Source organism: Streptomyces sp. NPDC014889 (genome assembly GCF_043081205.1).
In the GTDB taxonomy this organism is placed as follows: Bacteria; Actinomycetota; Actinomycetes; order Streptomycetales; family Streptomycetaceae; genus Streptomyces.
On sequence record NZ_JBIBWH010000003.1, the window covers coordinates 496,787 to 511,654 of the forward strand.

Consider the following 14,868-nt stretch of genomic DNA (forward strand, 5'->3'; position numbering starts at 1 on the left):
GAGACCCTTGGTCTCAAGTGACCGCCGAAGGAAAGCCTCCTAGTGACCGCGACCGACCGCTCTCTCGACCTCATCAACACCGCCGCCCAGGCGGCCGCCGACAAGCTCGCGCACGACGTCATCGCGTATGACGTCAGCGACGTGCTGTCGATCACGGATGCCTTCCTGCTGGCGTCCGCGCCCAACGACCGCCAGGTCAAGTCGATCGTCGACGAGATCGAGGAGCGGCTGCTGAAGGAACTCGGCGCCAAGCCGGTGCGACGCGAGGGCGACCGCGAGGCCCGCTGGGTCCTGCTCGACTACGTGGACATCGTCGTGCACGTCCAGCACAGCGAGGAGCGGGTCTTCTACGCCCTGGAGCGGCTGTGGAAGGACTGCCCCGAGCTCGAACTGCCCGCCGACGCCAAGGCCACCCGCGGCAAGGCGGAGGAGCACGCCAAGCAGCAGGCCGCCGAGGAGGCGGCCGAGCCCGGTGGTGAGTGGCGGTGAGTGGCGCCGCCGAGGCGTCCGGCCGCGTTCCTGGCCGGGGCCGCCGCATCATCCTGTGGCGGCACGGCCAGACCCCCTGGAACGTGGAGCGCCGCTTCCAGGGCAGCACCGACGTCGAGCTGACCGGGACGGGTGTCGGCCAGGCCCGCCGCGCCGCCCGTCTGCTGGCGTCCCTGCGGCCCGACGCGATCGTCTCCTCCGACCTCGCGCGGGCCACCCGCACGGCCGCCGAGCTGGCCGAGCTGACCGGCCTGGAGGTCGCGCGGGAGGAGGGCCTGCGCGAGACCTACGCGGGCATCTGGCAGGGCCTGACGCACGAGGAGATCATCGACCGGTACGGCGAGGAGTACGCCGCGTGGAAGCGCGGCGAGCCGGTGCGCCGCGGCGGCGGCGAACTGGAGACGGAGGTCGCCGACCGCGCCGCCCCCGTCGTGCTGCGGTACCTGGAGAAGGTGCCCGAGGACGGCACGCTCGTGGTGGTCAGCCACGGCGGCACCATCCGCACCACCCTCGGTCGCCTCCTCGGCCTGGAGCCCCACCACTGGGAGAGCCTGGGCGGCCTGTCCAACTGCTGCTGGTCGGTCCTCGGCCAGGGCGCCCGGGGCTGGCGGCTGATGGAGCACAACGCCGGCACCCTGCCCGAGCCCGTCCTCGGCGACGACGACTGAGCAGCCCGCGGCCCCGCGCGACCCGGATTTCACTTTCCGGCAGGTCGCAGGCTAAAGTTCTTCTTGTTCGCCCCGCCGAGCGGGGCGAAAGACCACGCGGCAGGTTCGCGTGGTGGCAAGGGGCTATAGCTCAGTTGGTAGAGCGCCTGCATGGCATGCAGGAGGTCAGGAGTTCAATTCTCCTTAGCTCCACAAACCGGCACTCCGTCGAGTAGCCGAAGATCGTTCGAAAGGATCCCGTCCCTCACAGGGGGCGGGATTTTCTGTGTCCCCGCGCACCGGCTTGAGTCACTTGGGCCCCGGGGGCGTATATGTGTGCGAGCGCGCTCTCGGGTGCACGCACGCGCCGACCGGGGACGGCCCCGCGACGCAGGTCGTGGCCGTACTGGTACCGAGGCGTCGCTGACCGTATCGGCCCGGCCGTGGCAGAATCAGACGGCCGAAGGGGGCGCGGCCCGACGGGAGGGAGTAGCGATGTCTGCCTGCATCCTCGAGGAGGTCCACCTCCTCGGTGCGGCGTTGATACGAGACACGGGCACCCGCCTCGTCTGCCCCTCCTGCGGCTCCCTCCATGTGGCCCAAGTCCTCGGCGACAACGGGGGGATCTCGTACGTGTGCACGGCCTGCGGCCACAGCTGGAGCTGACCCATGGGTGCACACAGGCGGAAGTGCGACTGGTGCGGCGGCGGCACCCCGATCGTCCGCGACATGGAGCCGATCAACCCCGACTACCAGTACTGGTGCGAGGAATGCGCGCGGGCACTGATCATAAAAGGCGACCCGATCGAGACCTACCGCGAGCTGGAGGGCGAGCCGATCTACGGCCGGCTCCTGGAGGAGCACTGCACGCTGAAGCGGTTCTATTCGTTCGTGACGGCGTGATACCGGCCCGCCGTCCGGCGGGCGTGCGGGGCGGAGCGAAACCGATTTGGTGTTCCACCCCCTGGACCGTGTAATGTTGGCGTCGCCGCCGGGGAAACCGGGCGACACGGTCAAGAACGCGGCTGGTCCGCGTGGCCACGAGGGGCTATAGCTCAGTTGGTAGAGCGCCTGCATGGCATGCAGGAGGTCAGGAGTTCAATTCTCCTTAGCTCCACAGGAATTGAGGGCGAGTCATCCACCGGATGACTCGCCCTCGACGTATGCCCGAACGCGTACGCTGCGGCAATACGACGGCGGGCCGCCCCCTCAGGGGGCGGCCCGCCGTCGTGTGCGTTCAGCGGCCCAGAGCGCGGCGGCCGCGGCCCTGGGAGAGGACCGGCAGGTTGCGGGCCGGGGCCTGCGAGCGGGTGTCCTCCTCGAGGCGCAGGGCCAGTGCGGGACAGCGCCGCACGGCGCGCAGGGCCTTGGCCTCCGCATAGCGCGGAACCTTCGCCTGGGCGACGGTCGGGAAGCCGTCGGCGCCCAGTTCGAAGACCTCCGGGAGGATGTCCGCGCACAGGCCGTGCCCCCGGCACAGCGTCCAGTCGACATAGATCTTCTGACGGCTGGAGCCGGACTCCTCGGCCTCGCCGCCGCCGGGAACGCCGGTGGGGGCCCTGCCGCCCTCGAAGAGCGGCAGGACGCCCTCCACGGGGCGTCCGCAGCCGTTGCCGAGGACGTGCGCGGCCAGGTCGTCGGTGAACGCCTTGATGGTCGACTCGAGGAACATCGCCGACCCGTCGGGGTGCGAGCACGCGCCGCGCCGCTTGACGTTCTTGGCGACCTGCTTGAGGGCCTCGAGGGCGGCCGGGCCGCCGCCGTTCAGGATGTCCTCCATGCCGCGCGCGGCGGCCGGCAGACCGAGGTAGCAGGGACCGCACTGGCCCGCGCTCTCCTCCGCCAGCCACTTCGCCACCTGGAGCGACTCGCCCAGCGGGCAGGTCTCCTGACTGATCGGCAGAATCGCCCCGGCGCCCATCGCACCGCCCACCGCGTCCAGCGAGTTGCGCGAGACGATCGCCTCGTTGACGGTCGCCGCGTCGATCCACTTGCCGTGGTAGCCGCCGGTCAGCACGCCCTGCGGCACCGGCGGGGCGCCGGCGAGCTGGAGGACGTAGCGCAGCGGCACGCCCGTGGGCGCCTCGACCACCATGGGGCGGGCGACGGCGCCGGAGATGGTCAGCATCACGGTGCCCGGCTCGTCGTACAGGCCGGTGTTGCCGTAGCGCTCCGGGCCGATGCGGGCGGCGATCGCCAGCTGGGCGAAGGTCTCCGCGTTGGACAGCAGGGTGGGCGCGCCGCCCACGCCGTTCTGCGAGGCACTGGTCTTGCGGCCCGGCGGGATCGCCGGGCCGCCGTCGATGGAACGGATCAGCGAGGCGGCCGCGCCCGTGACCATGCGCACCGGGTTGCGCTGCACGCTCGCGCGCAGCGCCGACCTGCGGCTGTTGCTCAGTCCGCGCTCGGCGAGCGCCGCCTCCATGGAGCGCTGGGTGGACTCCCGTGTGACGCCCACCACGAGCGTGCGGGCACCGAGGGCCTCCGCGACCAGCAGGGCCCCGTCCAGGATGAGGTGCGGGGCACGGTTGATCAGGACCGTGTCCTTGCGGCAGGCCGGCTCGTCCTCGCTGCCGTTGACGACGACGACCGGGCGTACGCCGCGTTTGATCGCCGCCTCGGCGACCGAGCGCAGCTTCCGGTGGAAGGGGAAGCCCGCGCCGCCGCGGCCCTTCAGATTGATGGCCTCGGAGAGCTTCGCGAGCTGCTCGCCGCCCAGGGGTTCGAGCGGCCCGTGCACCTTCAGGTGCATGGGCAGATCGAGTCTTTCGACAAGGTCGAAGCCCGACGTGAGCTGGGGAAGCCCGACCACGCGGACTTCCGGGACGTCGGGCAGGGCCTCGTTCACCTGTAGCCTCCGGAAGGCGTGTTCCAAGGTTCGCCCGAACCCGGCGCGTCGTAGGAGGCGCCGGGGGGTGTTTCAGTGGCGGGACCGCTGTTGTACGTGTCGTTGGGGTTGTACGTGCCGTAGGGGGCGTTCGTCTCACCGGTGTTGTACACGTCACGTCCGCCGTACGCGGGGGTGCCCGCGGCCGCGCCCGGATTGTTGTAGGCCGGGATGTTGTATCCCGTGTCGTTCAGCGGGTCGTAGGCCGACGGGGGCGCCTCGCCGACCGGCGGCGGCGAGGGGATCGGCCAGCTTCCCGAGGTGCTGCCGGGGCCGTCCGTGCGCGCGGTCTGGTCGGCCGCGAAGGGCTGCCCGGGCGGCGGCGTCGCGACGGTCCGGTAGGCGGCCGCGAAGCCGGGCTGCGGCTCGGCGGCGGGCGCGGCGGTGTCGTACAGCGGGGAGGAGGGGCGCGGTCCGCGCGGCGCCTGCCTCGTCGCGTCGGCGTGCGGGGGCGTCGCGCCGCGTGCGTTCTCGTAACCCGCCGGCCCGGACTCCGAGGCCCTGGCCCGGCTCGCGTCCAGGTCGTCCAGCTCCGGCCGCTCGCCGCCGCCCAGCAGCGCCACGAGCCGGTCGGCGAGCCTGCGCTTGACCGGACGCGGCGCCGCGCGCACGGCCAGGGCCACGATGACGCCCAGCAGGGACAGACCGTAGAGGATGAAGAAGATCGGCTTGGCCTCGCGGCCCGCGTACAGGCCGTGGATCAGTGCCGCGCACCAGGCCGGGTAGGCCAGCATGTGCATCGCCCGCCAGCGTGCCGCGACCGGGGCGGGGGTGGCGAAGTTGCTGCGCAGCGCGCCGGTGATGCCGACGAAGATCATCAGCAGGCCGGCCAGCGAGCCGAGGCCGACCAGGCCCTCGATCCCGGTGAGGCCGAGCGAGAACGGGACGACCGCGGCGATGAGCTGTGTGTGCCCCAGCACGATCTTGGTGGTGATGTGCACCAGGAGGAACGCGATCGAGGCGACCGCGGTGGTCCGGTGCACCGCCTGGCCCACGATCCGCTGGCGCGTGTTGAGGATGATCCGGTCCTGCGCGACCAGGCCCCAGATCACCGAGCAGCTGAGCGAGACGAGGGAGAGCACGCCCGCGCCGAAGTTCAGGAACTCGCGGAACTGGCTGCCTCCGGCCAGCACGACCACGGGTATGAGGAGCAGGACGACAGCCGACGCCACCCCATAGGCCGAGCGGCCGGGTTTGGGGAGCGAGCTGTTACTGCGACGAGGGTTCATGGGGGCGACTCCGAGCGGTTCGGGAAAGCGGTCCCGGGCACGAACTCTAAGTGGCCCCAAACCGAGCAGTACGCCGTTTGAGTTATTGCGTTGTTATCAACGCCACAGCTGAGGCTCACGTTGTCCCCATAGGCTCCGTTACGCCGGGTTATCTTTGAACGATGTTCAGTTTTTCTGAACCTTCACCGGCGGACCCCCGGTCCCTCACGGATCGCCGAGGGAGGTGTCCCGTCCCGTGGACGCTCGTCGCCCCCCGCTCGACGGCTGCGGTACCCTGACGCCATGCGTGCCGTACGCCTTCTGCTTAGCGAGCCGCGCTGATCAGTCCCGACCGCCGGACCAATCGGACGGTCGGCATCGGCGCGGCGTCCCCTCCTGTGCGAGGGGATTTTTCATTTCTGAAAGTCGCAGCCGTGGGCAGAGACGATCGATGGAGCTTTGAGGACCATGAGCGAGACGAACCCCGCTGCCCCCTCCGAGGTGGCAGCGCCGCACCGCTACACGGCCGCCGTCGCGGCCGACATCGAGGCACGCTGGCAGGACTTCTGGGACGCCGAGGGCACCTACGCGGCGCCGAACCCGAAGGGCGACCTGGCGGGCGACCCCGACCTGGCCGCCCGGCCCAAGAAGTTCATCATGGACATGTTCCCGTACCCGTCCGGTGCGGGTCTGCACGTCGGCCACCCGCTGGGGTACATCGCCACCGACGTGTACGCCCGCTTCCAGCGGATGACCGGCCACAACGTCCTGCACACCCTGGGCTTCGACGCCTTCGGCCTGCCCGCCGAGCAGTACGCCGTGCAGACCGGCACGCACCCGCGCGTTTCCACCGAGGCCAACATCGAGAACATGAAGTCCCAGCTGCGCCGGCTGGGCCTGGGCCACGACAAGCGCCGGTCGTTCGCCACGATCGACCCGGACTACTACAAGTGGACCCAGTGGATCTTCCTGCAGATCTTCGACTCCTGGTACGACGAGGAGGCGAAGAAGGCCCGTCCGATCTCGCAGCTGATCGCCCAGTTCGAGTCCGGTGAGCGGGCCGTCCCGGGCCACACGCGCGCGTGGCCCGAGCTGAGCGCCACCGAACGCGCCGAGGTCCTGGCCGGGTTCCGGCTGGCCTACGCCTCCGACGCGCCCGTCAACTGGTGCCCCGGCCTGGGCACCGTGCTGGCCAACGAGGAGGTCACCGCCGACGGCCGGTCCGAGCGCGGCAACTTCCCGGTCTTCAAGGCCAAGCTGCGCCAGTGGAACATGCGCATCACCGCCTACGCCGACCGGCTGCTGGACGACCTGGAGGAGCTGGACTGGCCCGAGGCCATCAAGCTCCAGCAGCGGAACTGGATCGGCCGCTCCGAGGGCGCCCGCGTCGACTTCCCGATCGACGGTGAGCGGATCACGATCTTCACCACCCGCCAGGACACCCTGTTCGGCGCCACCTACATGGTGCTGGCGCCCGAGCACCCGCTGGTGGAGAAGTTCACCCCGGCCGCCTGGCCCGAGGGCACCCACGAGGTGTGGACCGGCGGCCACGCCACCCCGGCCGAGGCCGTCGCCGCCTACCGCGCCCAGGCCGCCTCGAAGTCGGACGTCGAGCGCCAGGCCGAGGCCAAGGACAAGACCGGCGTCTTCACCGGCGCGTTCGCCACCAACCCGGTCAACGGCGAGAGGATCCCGGTCTTCATCGCCGACTACGTCCTGATGGGCTACGGCACCGGCGCGATCATGGCCGTCCCCGCCCACGACAGCCGCGACTTCGCCTTCGCGCGCGCCTTCGAACTGCCGATGCGCTGCGTCGTGGAGCCGGTCGACGGCCGCGGCACGGACACCACGACCTGGGACGACGCCTTCGCCTCGTACGACGCGAAGATCGTGAACTCCGCCGGCGACGACGTGAAGCTGGACGGCCTGGGCGTCGCCGACGCCAAGGCGCGCATCACCGAGTGGCTGGAGCGCCGGGGCATCGGCGAGGGCACCGTCAACTTCCGCCTGCGCGACTGGCTGTTCAGCCGCCAGCGCTACTGGGGCGAGCCCTTCCCGATCGTCTACGACGAGGACGGCGTGGCCCACGCGCTGCCCGAGTCGATGCTGCCGCTGGAGCTGCCCGAGGTCGAGGACTACTCACCCCGCACCTTCGACCCGGACGACGCCGACACCCAGCCCGAGACGCCGCTGTCGCGCAACGAGGACTGGGTCAACGTGACCCTGGACCTGGGCGACGGGCCGAAGAAGTACCGCCGCGAGACCAACACCATGCCCAACTGGGCCGGTTCCTGCTGGTACGAGTTCCGCTATCTGGACCCGCACAACGACCGGCAGCTGGTCGACCCGGAGATCGAGCGCTACTGGATGGGCCCGCGCGAGGGGATGCCGCACGGCGGCGTCGACCTGTACGTCGGCGGCGCCGAGCACGCCGTGCTGCACCTGCTGTACGCGCGCTTCTGGTCCAAGGTCCTGTACGACCTGGGGCACGTCTCCTCCGCGGAGCCGTTCCACAAGCTGTTCAACCAGGGCATGATCCAGGCCTACGTCTACCGGGACGCCCGCGGCATCGCGGTGCCGGCCGCCGAGGTGGAGGAGCGCGACGGCGCCTACTACCACCAGGGCGAGAAGGTCTCCCGGCTGCTGGGCAAGATGGGCAAGTCCCTGAAGAACGCGGTCACTCCGGACGAGATCTGCGCCGAGTACGGGGCCGACACGCTGCGCCTGTACGAGATGGCGATGGGCCCGCTGGACGTGTCCCGGCCGTGGGACACACGCGCGGTCGTGGGCCAGTTCCGGCTGCTGCAGCGGCTGTGGCGCAACATCGTCGACGAGGCGACCGGCGAGGTCACCGTCGTCGACGCCGGGAACGCCGGGAACGCCGACGTCGAGGTGGAGACGCTGCGCGCCCTGCACAAGGCGATCGACGGGGTCCGCCAGGACCTGGAGGGCCTGCGCTTCAACACCGCCATCGCCAAGGTGACGGAGCTGAACAACCATCTGACCAAGACGGGCCGTCCCGTGCCGCGCCCGGTCGCCGAGGCGCTGGTGCTGATGGTCGCCCCGCTGGCCCCGCACATCGCCGAGGAGCTGTGGCACAAGCTGGGCCGCACCGGCTCGGTCGTCCACCAGGACTTCCCCGTGGCCGACCCGGCGTACGTCGTCGACGAGACCGTGACCTGCGTCGTCCAGGTCAAGGGCAAGGTGAAGGCGCGTCTGGAGGTCTCGCCGGCCATCTCCGAGGAGGAACTGGAGAAGGTGGCGCTGGCCGACGAGAAGGTCGTCGCGGCGCTGGAGGGCGCGGGCATCCGCAAGGTGATCGTGCGGGCGCCGAAGCTGGTCAACATCGTTCCGGCGTGAGCGTTCGTTCCGGCGTGGGTGTGAGTGCCTCGGGGTAGTCCCCTACGGGCAGGTTCGGGGTTCTTCCGGAACCCCGAACCTGCCCTTTGCGTTTACCGTTGAAGGGCGGCGCGACCCGTGCCGCGCCAGCCGGAGGAGGAGCGCAGTGGGAACCGTCATCACCGTCCTCGTCCTCCTCTTCGCGGTCTTCGTCGCGCTCGGCGTCTACGCCGCGGTGAAGGTGGTCGGGGCCGCCAAGCGCAGTGTGGACCGCACCATCACCCAGGCCCGCCGTACGGTCGAGGACCACACCCTGCGGGCCAAGTCCTTCGCCCAGCCCGGACCGATGGGCGAGCTGGCCCAGCTCCGGCTCACCCTGCGCACCTCGATGCGCGCCACCCAGGACGCCCTGTACGCGGGCGTGCGCGAGGACGAGTCCCTCAAGGAGTCCATCGCCCTGTTCCAGCGGCTCAGCGTGCACGGGCGCGAACTGGACGCGGACCTCAAGCGCCTGGAGGCCGACCCGGACCGGGCGACGCTCGCCGAGCGGCTCCCGGCCCTGCGCGAACGCACCCGGCGCATCACGGAGTCGGCCGACTCCCTGCGCTGGGCGGCCCGTGACCGCGCCCACCGCTTCGCCGACGACGACCTGGACACGCTGAGCGCCCAGATCGACGTGGAGGCCGGGGCGCTGCGCCACTGGACGACGGCCGAGCCGACGACTGGGCCGACGGCCGCGCCTCCAGTCTCCGAGGCGGGCCCGCAGACCCGGCACGGAACCCCACGGCAGGCCCCCGCCGAGGAGCCGGTCCGTCCCGCCATCACCCCCTCGCGCCGTGGCCCCGCCAACATCTGGCAGAAGAAGCCCCGCCCCGAGAGCACGACTTGACCGGGGCCCCGATCCGGCCACACCCGACCCGGTGAGAGGGGCTGGGCTGCCGTCGGGGCACTACGGCAGGTAACCTCCAGCTCATGTCCCGCCATGTCGCGATCGTCACCGATTCAACGGCCTACCTGCCGCCGTGGACGATGGAGCGCCACGGCATCACCGCGGTTCCGCTGACCGTGGTCCTCGGCGACCAGGCGCTCGAAGAAGGCACCGAGATCTCGACGCGCTCCCTCGCGCAGGCGCTGCAGAAGCGGCGGTTCGTCACCACCTCGCGCCCCAGCCCCCAGCAGTTCGCCGAGACCTACCGCAGGGTCGCGGAGTCCGGCGCGAGCGGCATCGTCTCCCTGCATCTGTCCGCAGAGCTCTCCGGCACGTACGACGCCGCGGTGCTGGCCGCGCGTGAGGCGCCCGTGCCGGTACGGGTGGTGGACACCGGGATGGTCGCGATGGCGCTCGGCTTCTGCGCCCTGGCAGCGGCCGAGACCGCGGAGGCCGGCGGCACGGCGGACGAGGCGGTCGCGGCCGCCGAGAAGCGTGCCGGGGGCACCTCCGCCTTCTTCTACGTCGACACTCTCGACTATCTGCGCCGCGGCGGCCGCATCGGCGCGGCGCAGGCGCTGCTGGGTTCCGCGCTCGCCGTGAAGCCGCTGCTCCAGTTGCAGGACGGCCGCATCGAGCTCCTGGAGAAAGTGCGTACCGCCTCGAAGGCGATCGCCCGCCTCGAGGAGATCGTGGCCGAGCGGGCTGGCGGGGCCGATGTCGACGTCGCCGTCCACCATCTCGCCGCTCACGAACGGGCGTCGGCCCTCGCGGACCGGCTGCGCACCCGCGTGTCCGGGCTGGCCGATCTCCACGTCAGCGAGGTCGGGGCGGTGATCGGCGCGCACACCGGTCCGGGGCTGCTGGGGGTCGTGGTCTCACCCCGCTGACCCGTACGGGTGAGCGAGTTGTCCACAACCGGGCGGTAGTCCCCGGGAATCAGGCAAGATCATCGCGAGTGTGCCGGATTGCCGGATGCTCCTGGCATGGCACTTCGATCACACTCACGCACAGCGGCGGCGACCAGCGGCCCGGGCCGCGCCCCCGATTCGGACGGCCGCACCCGCCACCGCCGCCCACCAGCCCGCCGGGGCTCCCACACCTCGGCGGAGGACCTGCACCGACGCGCGCGGGCGCTGTTCGCGGAACGCGCCGCGCGCACGGAGGAACCGGGCGGCGGCTCCCCGGAAGCGGCGCACCAGCACAGGACCGGCCCTGCCGGGCCTGCTCGTCCTGGCGGCCTTGACCCGATGCCGCCGATGCGGCCCCTTCGCCCCAGGCCGGCCTGGGCCACCGCGCCCGCGGACCGGACCGGCCGCCCACCGGACGAGCCACACACGCCACCGGGCCGCCACCGGACGGAGACGGGGCCCGTCCTCAGGCCTTCCGCCGACCCCTGCCCCGACCTCGCTGCCGCGGGCGCGCCGAGCCAGGGGGGTGCGGGGCGGCTCGCGGGGGGCGGCACCGAGCCGACCGGCGTGACGGACGCGGGTCTTGGCGTGGTGCGGAAGGCAGGCGTGGCGGGCGCGGGTCTGCTTGCCGTGAGCGGCAAGGCTTCGACTGCCGTGGGCGACGGGGGATTTGCCGCCGTACGTGAGGTGGGCGACACGGCCCTGACTGTCCCGGCCGACATCGGCGCTGCCGCGAGTGAACCCTGTCCGGCCGACGCGGGCCGGGTGAACTTCCCCGCCGTGAGCCAAGTGCCCCGCTCGACCGCGGCGGTTGGGGCGGGCCCGGTGACGGCGGTCCGGATGGGCACGGTCGGCGTGGCGGTACGGAGCGCCCCGGAGGCAGACGTGCGGACCGCCCCGGAGGAGGACGGCGGCGCCGGGGCGGGACTCGTGGGGCAGGCCGGGGCGCCCGAGTGGCGGGAGCGGGCCGGGGCCGCGCTGCGCGAGCGGATGCCGTTGTGGTTGCAGAGCCGGTGCGGACTGGAGCGCAGGAACGTGGTCGCGCTCACCGTGCTGTTCGCGGTCGCCGCGCTCTTCGCCGTGCAGCACTTCTGGACCGGCCGTACGCAGACGGTCCAGGCACCCGAGGTGATGCGTGCGGTGGCTCCCCATGAGGACCAGGGACGGGACAAGGCCGCCCAGGCCGGGGCCCCGGTCACCGCGCGGGGCGCCCCGGCGTCCCCCGGCACGGAGATCGTGGTGGACGTCAGCGGCAAGGTCCGGCACCCCGGAATCCAGCATCTGCCGGCCGGGTCGCGGGTCGCCGACGCGCTCCAGGCGGCCGGCGGGGTGCGCCCCGGTACCAGCACCGACGGCCTCAACCGGGCCCGCTTCCTCGTGGACGGGGAACACGTCGTCGTCGGCGGCCCGGCCCCCGCCGCCGCACCGGACGCGCCCGGTCCGGGCGTCGCCGGAGCGACCGGTGCGGACACGGCGGGCACGTCCACCGCCCCGGTCTCCCTCAGCACGGCCACCGCGGACCAGTTGCAGACCCTGCCCGGCGTCGGTCCGGTGCTGGCCCGGCGCATCATCGACTACCGCACACAGCACGGCGGCTTCCGCTCGGTGGACCAACTGCGTGAGGTCAGCGGCATCGGCACGCGCCGCTTCGCCGATCTGCGCGACCTGGTCGGCCCATGAGACCCGACACCGACACCGACGCCGACGCCGTACGAGGGCCCGCACCTCCTGGACACCTCGTCCCCGCCGAGCCCCCTCCCGACCCGCCCCACGCCCGTCCGGCGGTGCACGCCGCCTCCGGCAACCGGCTGGGAGCCGCCCACCCCCGGCAGGAAGGACCGGCGGACCTTCGGCTCGTGCCGCCCGCCCTCGCGGCCTGGGCGACGGCGGCGGTGGCGCTGGACGCCTCCACAGGCCGGCTGACCGGCTTCGTGATCGCCTGCCTCGCCGCTGCCGCCGTACTCCTGCTCGGCCGACGGCGCGGAAGACAGGGAACACCCGCGACGCCCGCGACAGGACGGCCGCCCGCCCCCGCCGCCGGGCGGCCCTGGGTGCGCGCCTCCTGGGTACGTGTTTCCTCCGCCGCCGCACTGCTCGCCGCCGCCGCGGCCGCCGTGTCCGCCGGGCTCCATGGCGCGGACGTGCGTCGGGGCCCGGTGCCCGCTCTGGCACGGCAGTTCGCCACAGTGACCGCCGAGGTGGAGCTGACCTCCGACCCCCGACTCACCCGTCCCCGGATCCGCGGGGACCGCCAGGCACCCGCCTCCGTACGGATGGACGCCGAGGTGCTGCGCGTCGACCGGCCGGGCTCGGCGGCGGCCGTGGCGACCCGGACTCCGGTACTGATCCTCGTCAGCACCGGCTCACCGGCGCCGGCCCGCGCCGAGAGCCCGTCAGGCAGCCCCGCACACCCGCCGGACGGGCACGACGAGCACCCCGCGGAAGGTGCGCGGCGCTCACCCTGGCTCGGGCTGCTGCCGTCCACGCGGCTGAGAGTGACCGCACGGCTGGAGCCCCCGATGACGGGCGGCGACCGGATCGCGGCGGTCCTCCGGGTCCGGGACCGGGCCGCGCCCGAGGTGGTGGCTGAGCCGTCCGCGCCGCAGCGGCTGGCGGGCCGGCTGCGCGCCGGGCTGCGGGCGGCGACCGACGGTCTCCCGCCGGACGCGCGGGCCCTGCTGCCGGGACTGGTCGTCGGGGACACCTCGCGGATCACCCTCGAACTCGACGAGGCGTTCAAGGCGACGGACCTCACCCACCTCCTGGCCGTCTCCGGCAGCAACCTCACCATCCTCCTCGTCCTGCTCCTCGGCCCACCCGGCCTGGCCCAGCGGGTGGAGCGCCGCGGCCTGGCGCCGAGGCTCGGCCTCACCCTGCGCGGCACCGCGCTGCTCGGGGCGGCGCTCACCCTCGGGTTCGTCGTCGTGTGCCGGCCCGACCCGAGCGTGCTGCGGGCGGCGGCCTGCGGAGCGGTTGCGCTGCTCGCCCTCGCGACAGGGCGCCGCAGATCGCTGCTCCCGGCCCTGGCGACGGCCGTCCTGCTGCTGGTGCTCTACGACCCGTGGCTGTCGCGCAGTTACGGCTTCCTGCTGTCGGTGCTGGCCACCGGAGCCCTGCTCACCCTCGCGCCCCGCTGGAGCGCGGCGCTGCGCCGGCGCGGGGTGCCCGCCCGGGCGGCCGAGGCGCTGGCCGCGGCAGCCGCGGCGCAGGCGCTGTGCGCGCCCGTCGTCGCCGTGCTGTCGGCCCGGGTGAGCCTGGTCGCGGTGCCGTGCAACCTGCTCGCGGAGGCCGCCGTCGCGCCCGCCACCGTGCTGGGGTTCGCGGCGCTGGCGACGGCACCGTTCGCGATGCCGGTGGCGAAGGCGCTCGCCTGGTGCGCGAGTTGGCCGGCCGGATGGATCGCGGACGTGGCCAGGACCGGCGCGGCCCAGCCCGGCGGGGGAGTGGACTGGCCGGACAACTGGACCGGGGCGCTGCTGCTGGCCCTGGTCACGGTGGCGGCCGCGCTCGTGGGCCGGAGGCTGCTGAGACACCCCTGGGTCTGCGCGATGTGCGGGGTCCTGCTCCTGCTGGTGATCGTGCAGCCGCCTCCGCTGACCCGGGTGATCACCGGCTGGCCGCCGCCGGGCTGGCGGTTCGCGATGTGCGACGTGGGGCAGGGCGACGCGACGGTGCTCGCGGCGGGCCACGGCGCCGGTGTGGTCGTGGACGCCGGACCCGACCCGACGCTGGTGGACCACTGCCTGCGCAAGCTCGGCGTGACCAGGATCCCGCTGGTCGTGCTGACCCACTTCCACGCCGACCACGTGGCCGGCCTGCCGGGCGTACTGCGTGGACGGGCGGTGGGCGCGATCGAGACGACCGGCTACGAAGAGCCCGCCCAGCAGGCCGGGTTCGTACGGAGGGAGGCGGCCCGCCGCGGCATCCCGCTCACCCACGCCGGCGCCGGCGAACAGCGTGGCACCGGCGACCTGACCTGGCAGGTCCTGTGGCCGCCACCGTCCCCCACCCCGGACCCGGACGGACCCAACGACGCCAGCGTCACCCTGCTCGTCCACTCCGGCGGGCTGCGGCTGCTGCTCCTCGGCGACCTCGAACCCCCGGCCCAGCAGGCACTGTTGGATTCACCGATGAGCGCGCGGCTGGCGGGCGTGGACGTGCTCAAGGTCGCGCACCACGGCTCCGCGTTCCAGAGCCCGGACCTGATACGTGTGGCGGCCCCGCGTCTTGCCCTGATCTCCTGCGGCGCGGACAACCCCTACGGGCACCCGGCTCCCCCCACCGTCGCCGCGCTGCGCGCGCTGGGCGCGGTGGTGCTGCGCACGGACCGGGACGGGGCGCTCGCGGTGAGCGGGGCGGGTGCGGGGGTGCGGGTGGCGCGGGACTGAGCGCCGGGGACTGTGTACCCACTGTGGGGAAGGTGAGGTGAAATTGTTTGTTTTCTGTCCATGAGAGGCCA

Annotated in this window: 11 protein-coding genes and 2 tRNA genes; 11 read left to right on the plus strand and 2 right to left on the minus strand. The window is 72.8% G+C overall.

Going from position 1 to position 14,868, the window contains the following annotated elements; translation table 11 throughout:
* Positions 1 to 42: 42 nt before the first annotated feature.
* From rsfS to ACF09J_RS08500, 6 genes are all read left to right on the plus strand, one after another.
* Complete coding sequence (rsfS, locus tag ACF09J_RS08475; protein WP_392304604.1) at positions 43 to 489, plus strand: ribosome silencing factor; 447 nt, start codon at positions 43 to 45, stop codon at positions 487 to 489.
* Positions 480 to 1,157, plus strand: a complete 678-nt coding sequence (locus tag ACF09J_RS08480) for a histidine phosphatase family protein (protein ID WP_392304605.1) — start codon at positions 480 to 482, stop codon at positions 1,155 to 1,157. Before rsfS ends, ACF09J_RS08480 begins: the two co-directional genes overlap by 10 nt.
* A 119-nt stretch (positions 1,158 to 1,276) precedes the next feature.
* A tRNA-Ala gene (locus ACF09J_RS08485) sits at positions 1,277 to 1,349 on the plus strand.
* 282 nt (positions 1,350 to 1,631) lie between these two features.
* Positions 1,632 to 1,802 carry a hypothetical protein gene (locus ACF09J_RS08490; RefSeq protein ID WP_392304606.1) on the plus strand — a complete coding sequence of 57 codons (171 nt, stop codon included), beginning with the start codon at positions 1,632 to 1,634 and terminating at the stop codon, positions 1,800 to 1,802.
* A 3-nt stretch (positions 1,803 to 1,805) separates the two neighbouring features.
* Entirely contained in the window at positions 1,806 to 2,039 is a 234-nt protein-coding gene (locus ACF09J_RS08495; protein WP_100566877.1) for a hypothetical protein, read from the plus strand.
* A 141-nt stretch (positions 2,040 to 2,180) separates the two neighbouring features.
* A tRNA-Ala gene (locus ACF09J_RS08500) sits at positions 2,181 to 2,253 on the plus strand.
* A gap of 120 nt (positions 2,254 to 2,373) precedes the next feature.
* Here ACF09J_RS08500 and ACF09J_RS08505 read toward each other — a convergent pair.
* Both ACF09J_RS08505 and ACF09J_RS08510 read right to left on the minus strand, forming a co-directional pair.
* Entirely contained in the window at positions 2,374 to 3,984 is a 1,611-nt protein-coding gene (locus tag ACF09J_RS08505) for an NADH-ubiquinone oxidoreductase-F iron-sulfur binding region domain-containing protein (RefSeq protein ID WP_392304607.1), read from the minus strand.
* Positions 3,981 to 5,252 (minus strand): cytochrome b/b6 domain-containing protein, encoded by a 1,272-nt coding sequence (locus ACF09J_RS08510; RefSeq protein WP_392304608.1) that lies wholly within the window; start codon positions 5,250 to 5,252, stop codon positions 3,981 to 3,983. Before ACF09J_RS08510 ends, ACF09J_RS08505 begins: the two co-directional genes overlap by 4 nt.
* 447 nt (positions 5,253 to 5,699) lie before the next feature.
* On the opposite strand from ACF09J_RS08510, the gene leuS reads away from it, so the two are divergent.
* The 5 genes from leuS (at position 5,700) to ACF09J_RS08535 (ending at position 14,797) form a co-directional block, all read left to right on the plus strand.
* On the plus strand, positions 5,700 to 8,591 hold the full coding sequence (gene leuS, locus ACF09J_RS08515; protein ID WP_392304609.1) for a leucine--tRNA ligase: 2,892 nt from the start codon (positions 5,700 to 5,702) through the stop codon (positions 8,589 to 8,591).
* Between the two features lie 145 nt (positions 8,592 to 8,736).
* Positions 8,737 to 9,459, plus strand: a complete 723-nt coding sequence (locus ACF09J_RS08520) for a hypothetical protein (protein WP_392304610.1) — start codon at positions 8,737 to 8,739, stop codon at positions 9,457 to 9,459.
* 83 nt (positions 9,460 to 9,542) lie between these two features.
* Positions 9,543 to 10,388: a DegV family protein gene (locus tag ACF09J_RS08525; protein ID WP_392304611.1), complete on the plus strand. Its 846-nt coding sequence runs from the start codon at positions 9,543 to 9,545 to the stop codon at positions 10,386 to 10,388.
* Between the two features lie 801 nt (positions 10,389 to 11,189).
* On the plus strand, positions 11,190 to 12,089 hold the full coding sequence (locus ACF09J_RS08530; RefSeq protein ID WP_392304612.1) for a helix-hairpin-helix domain-containing protein: 900 nt from the start codon (positions 11,190 to 11,192) through the stop codon (positions 12,087 to 12,089).
* Positions 12,086 to 14,797, plus strand: coding sequence for a ComEC/Rec2 family competence protein (locus ACF09J_RS08535; protein ID WP_392304613.1), 2,712 nt, complete (start codon positions 12,086 to 12,088; stop codon positions 14,795 to 14,797). The genes ACF09J_RS08530 and ACF09J_RS08535 overlap by 4 nt, the downstream gene beginning before the upstream one ends.
* Positions 14,798 to 14,868 lie beyond the last annotated feature (71 nt).

Coding starts and splice junctions, on each gene's coding strand:
- ACF09J_RS08510 (WP_392304608.1), bottom strand. CDS start 5,252: ATGAACCCTCGTCGCAGTAACAGCTCGCTCCCCAAACCCGGCCGCTCG.
- ACF09J_RS08490 (WP_392304606.1), top strand. CDS start 1,632: ATGTCTGCCTGCATCCTCGAGGAGGTCCACCTCCTCGGTGCGGCGTTG.
- ACF09J_RS08495 (WP_100566877.1), top strand. CDS start 1,806: ATGGGTGCACACAGGCGGAAGTGCGACTGGTGCGGCGGCGGCACCCCG.
- ACF09J_RS08525 (WP_392304611.1), top strand. CDS start 9,543: ATGTCCCGCCATGTCGCGATCGTCACCGATTCAACGGCCTACCTGCCG.
- leuS (WP_392304609.1), top strand. CDS start 5,700: ATGAGCGAGACGAACCCCGCTGCCCCCTCCGAGGTGGCAGCGCCGCAC.
- ACF09J_RS08535 (WP_392304613.1), top strand. CDS start 12,086: ATGAGACCCGACACCGACACCGACGCCGACGCCGTACGAGGGCCCGCA.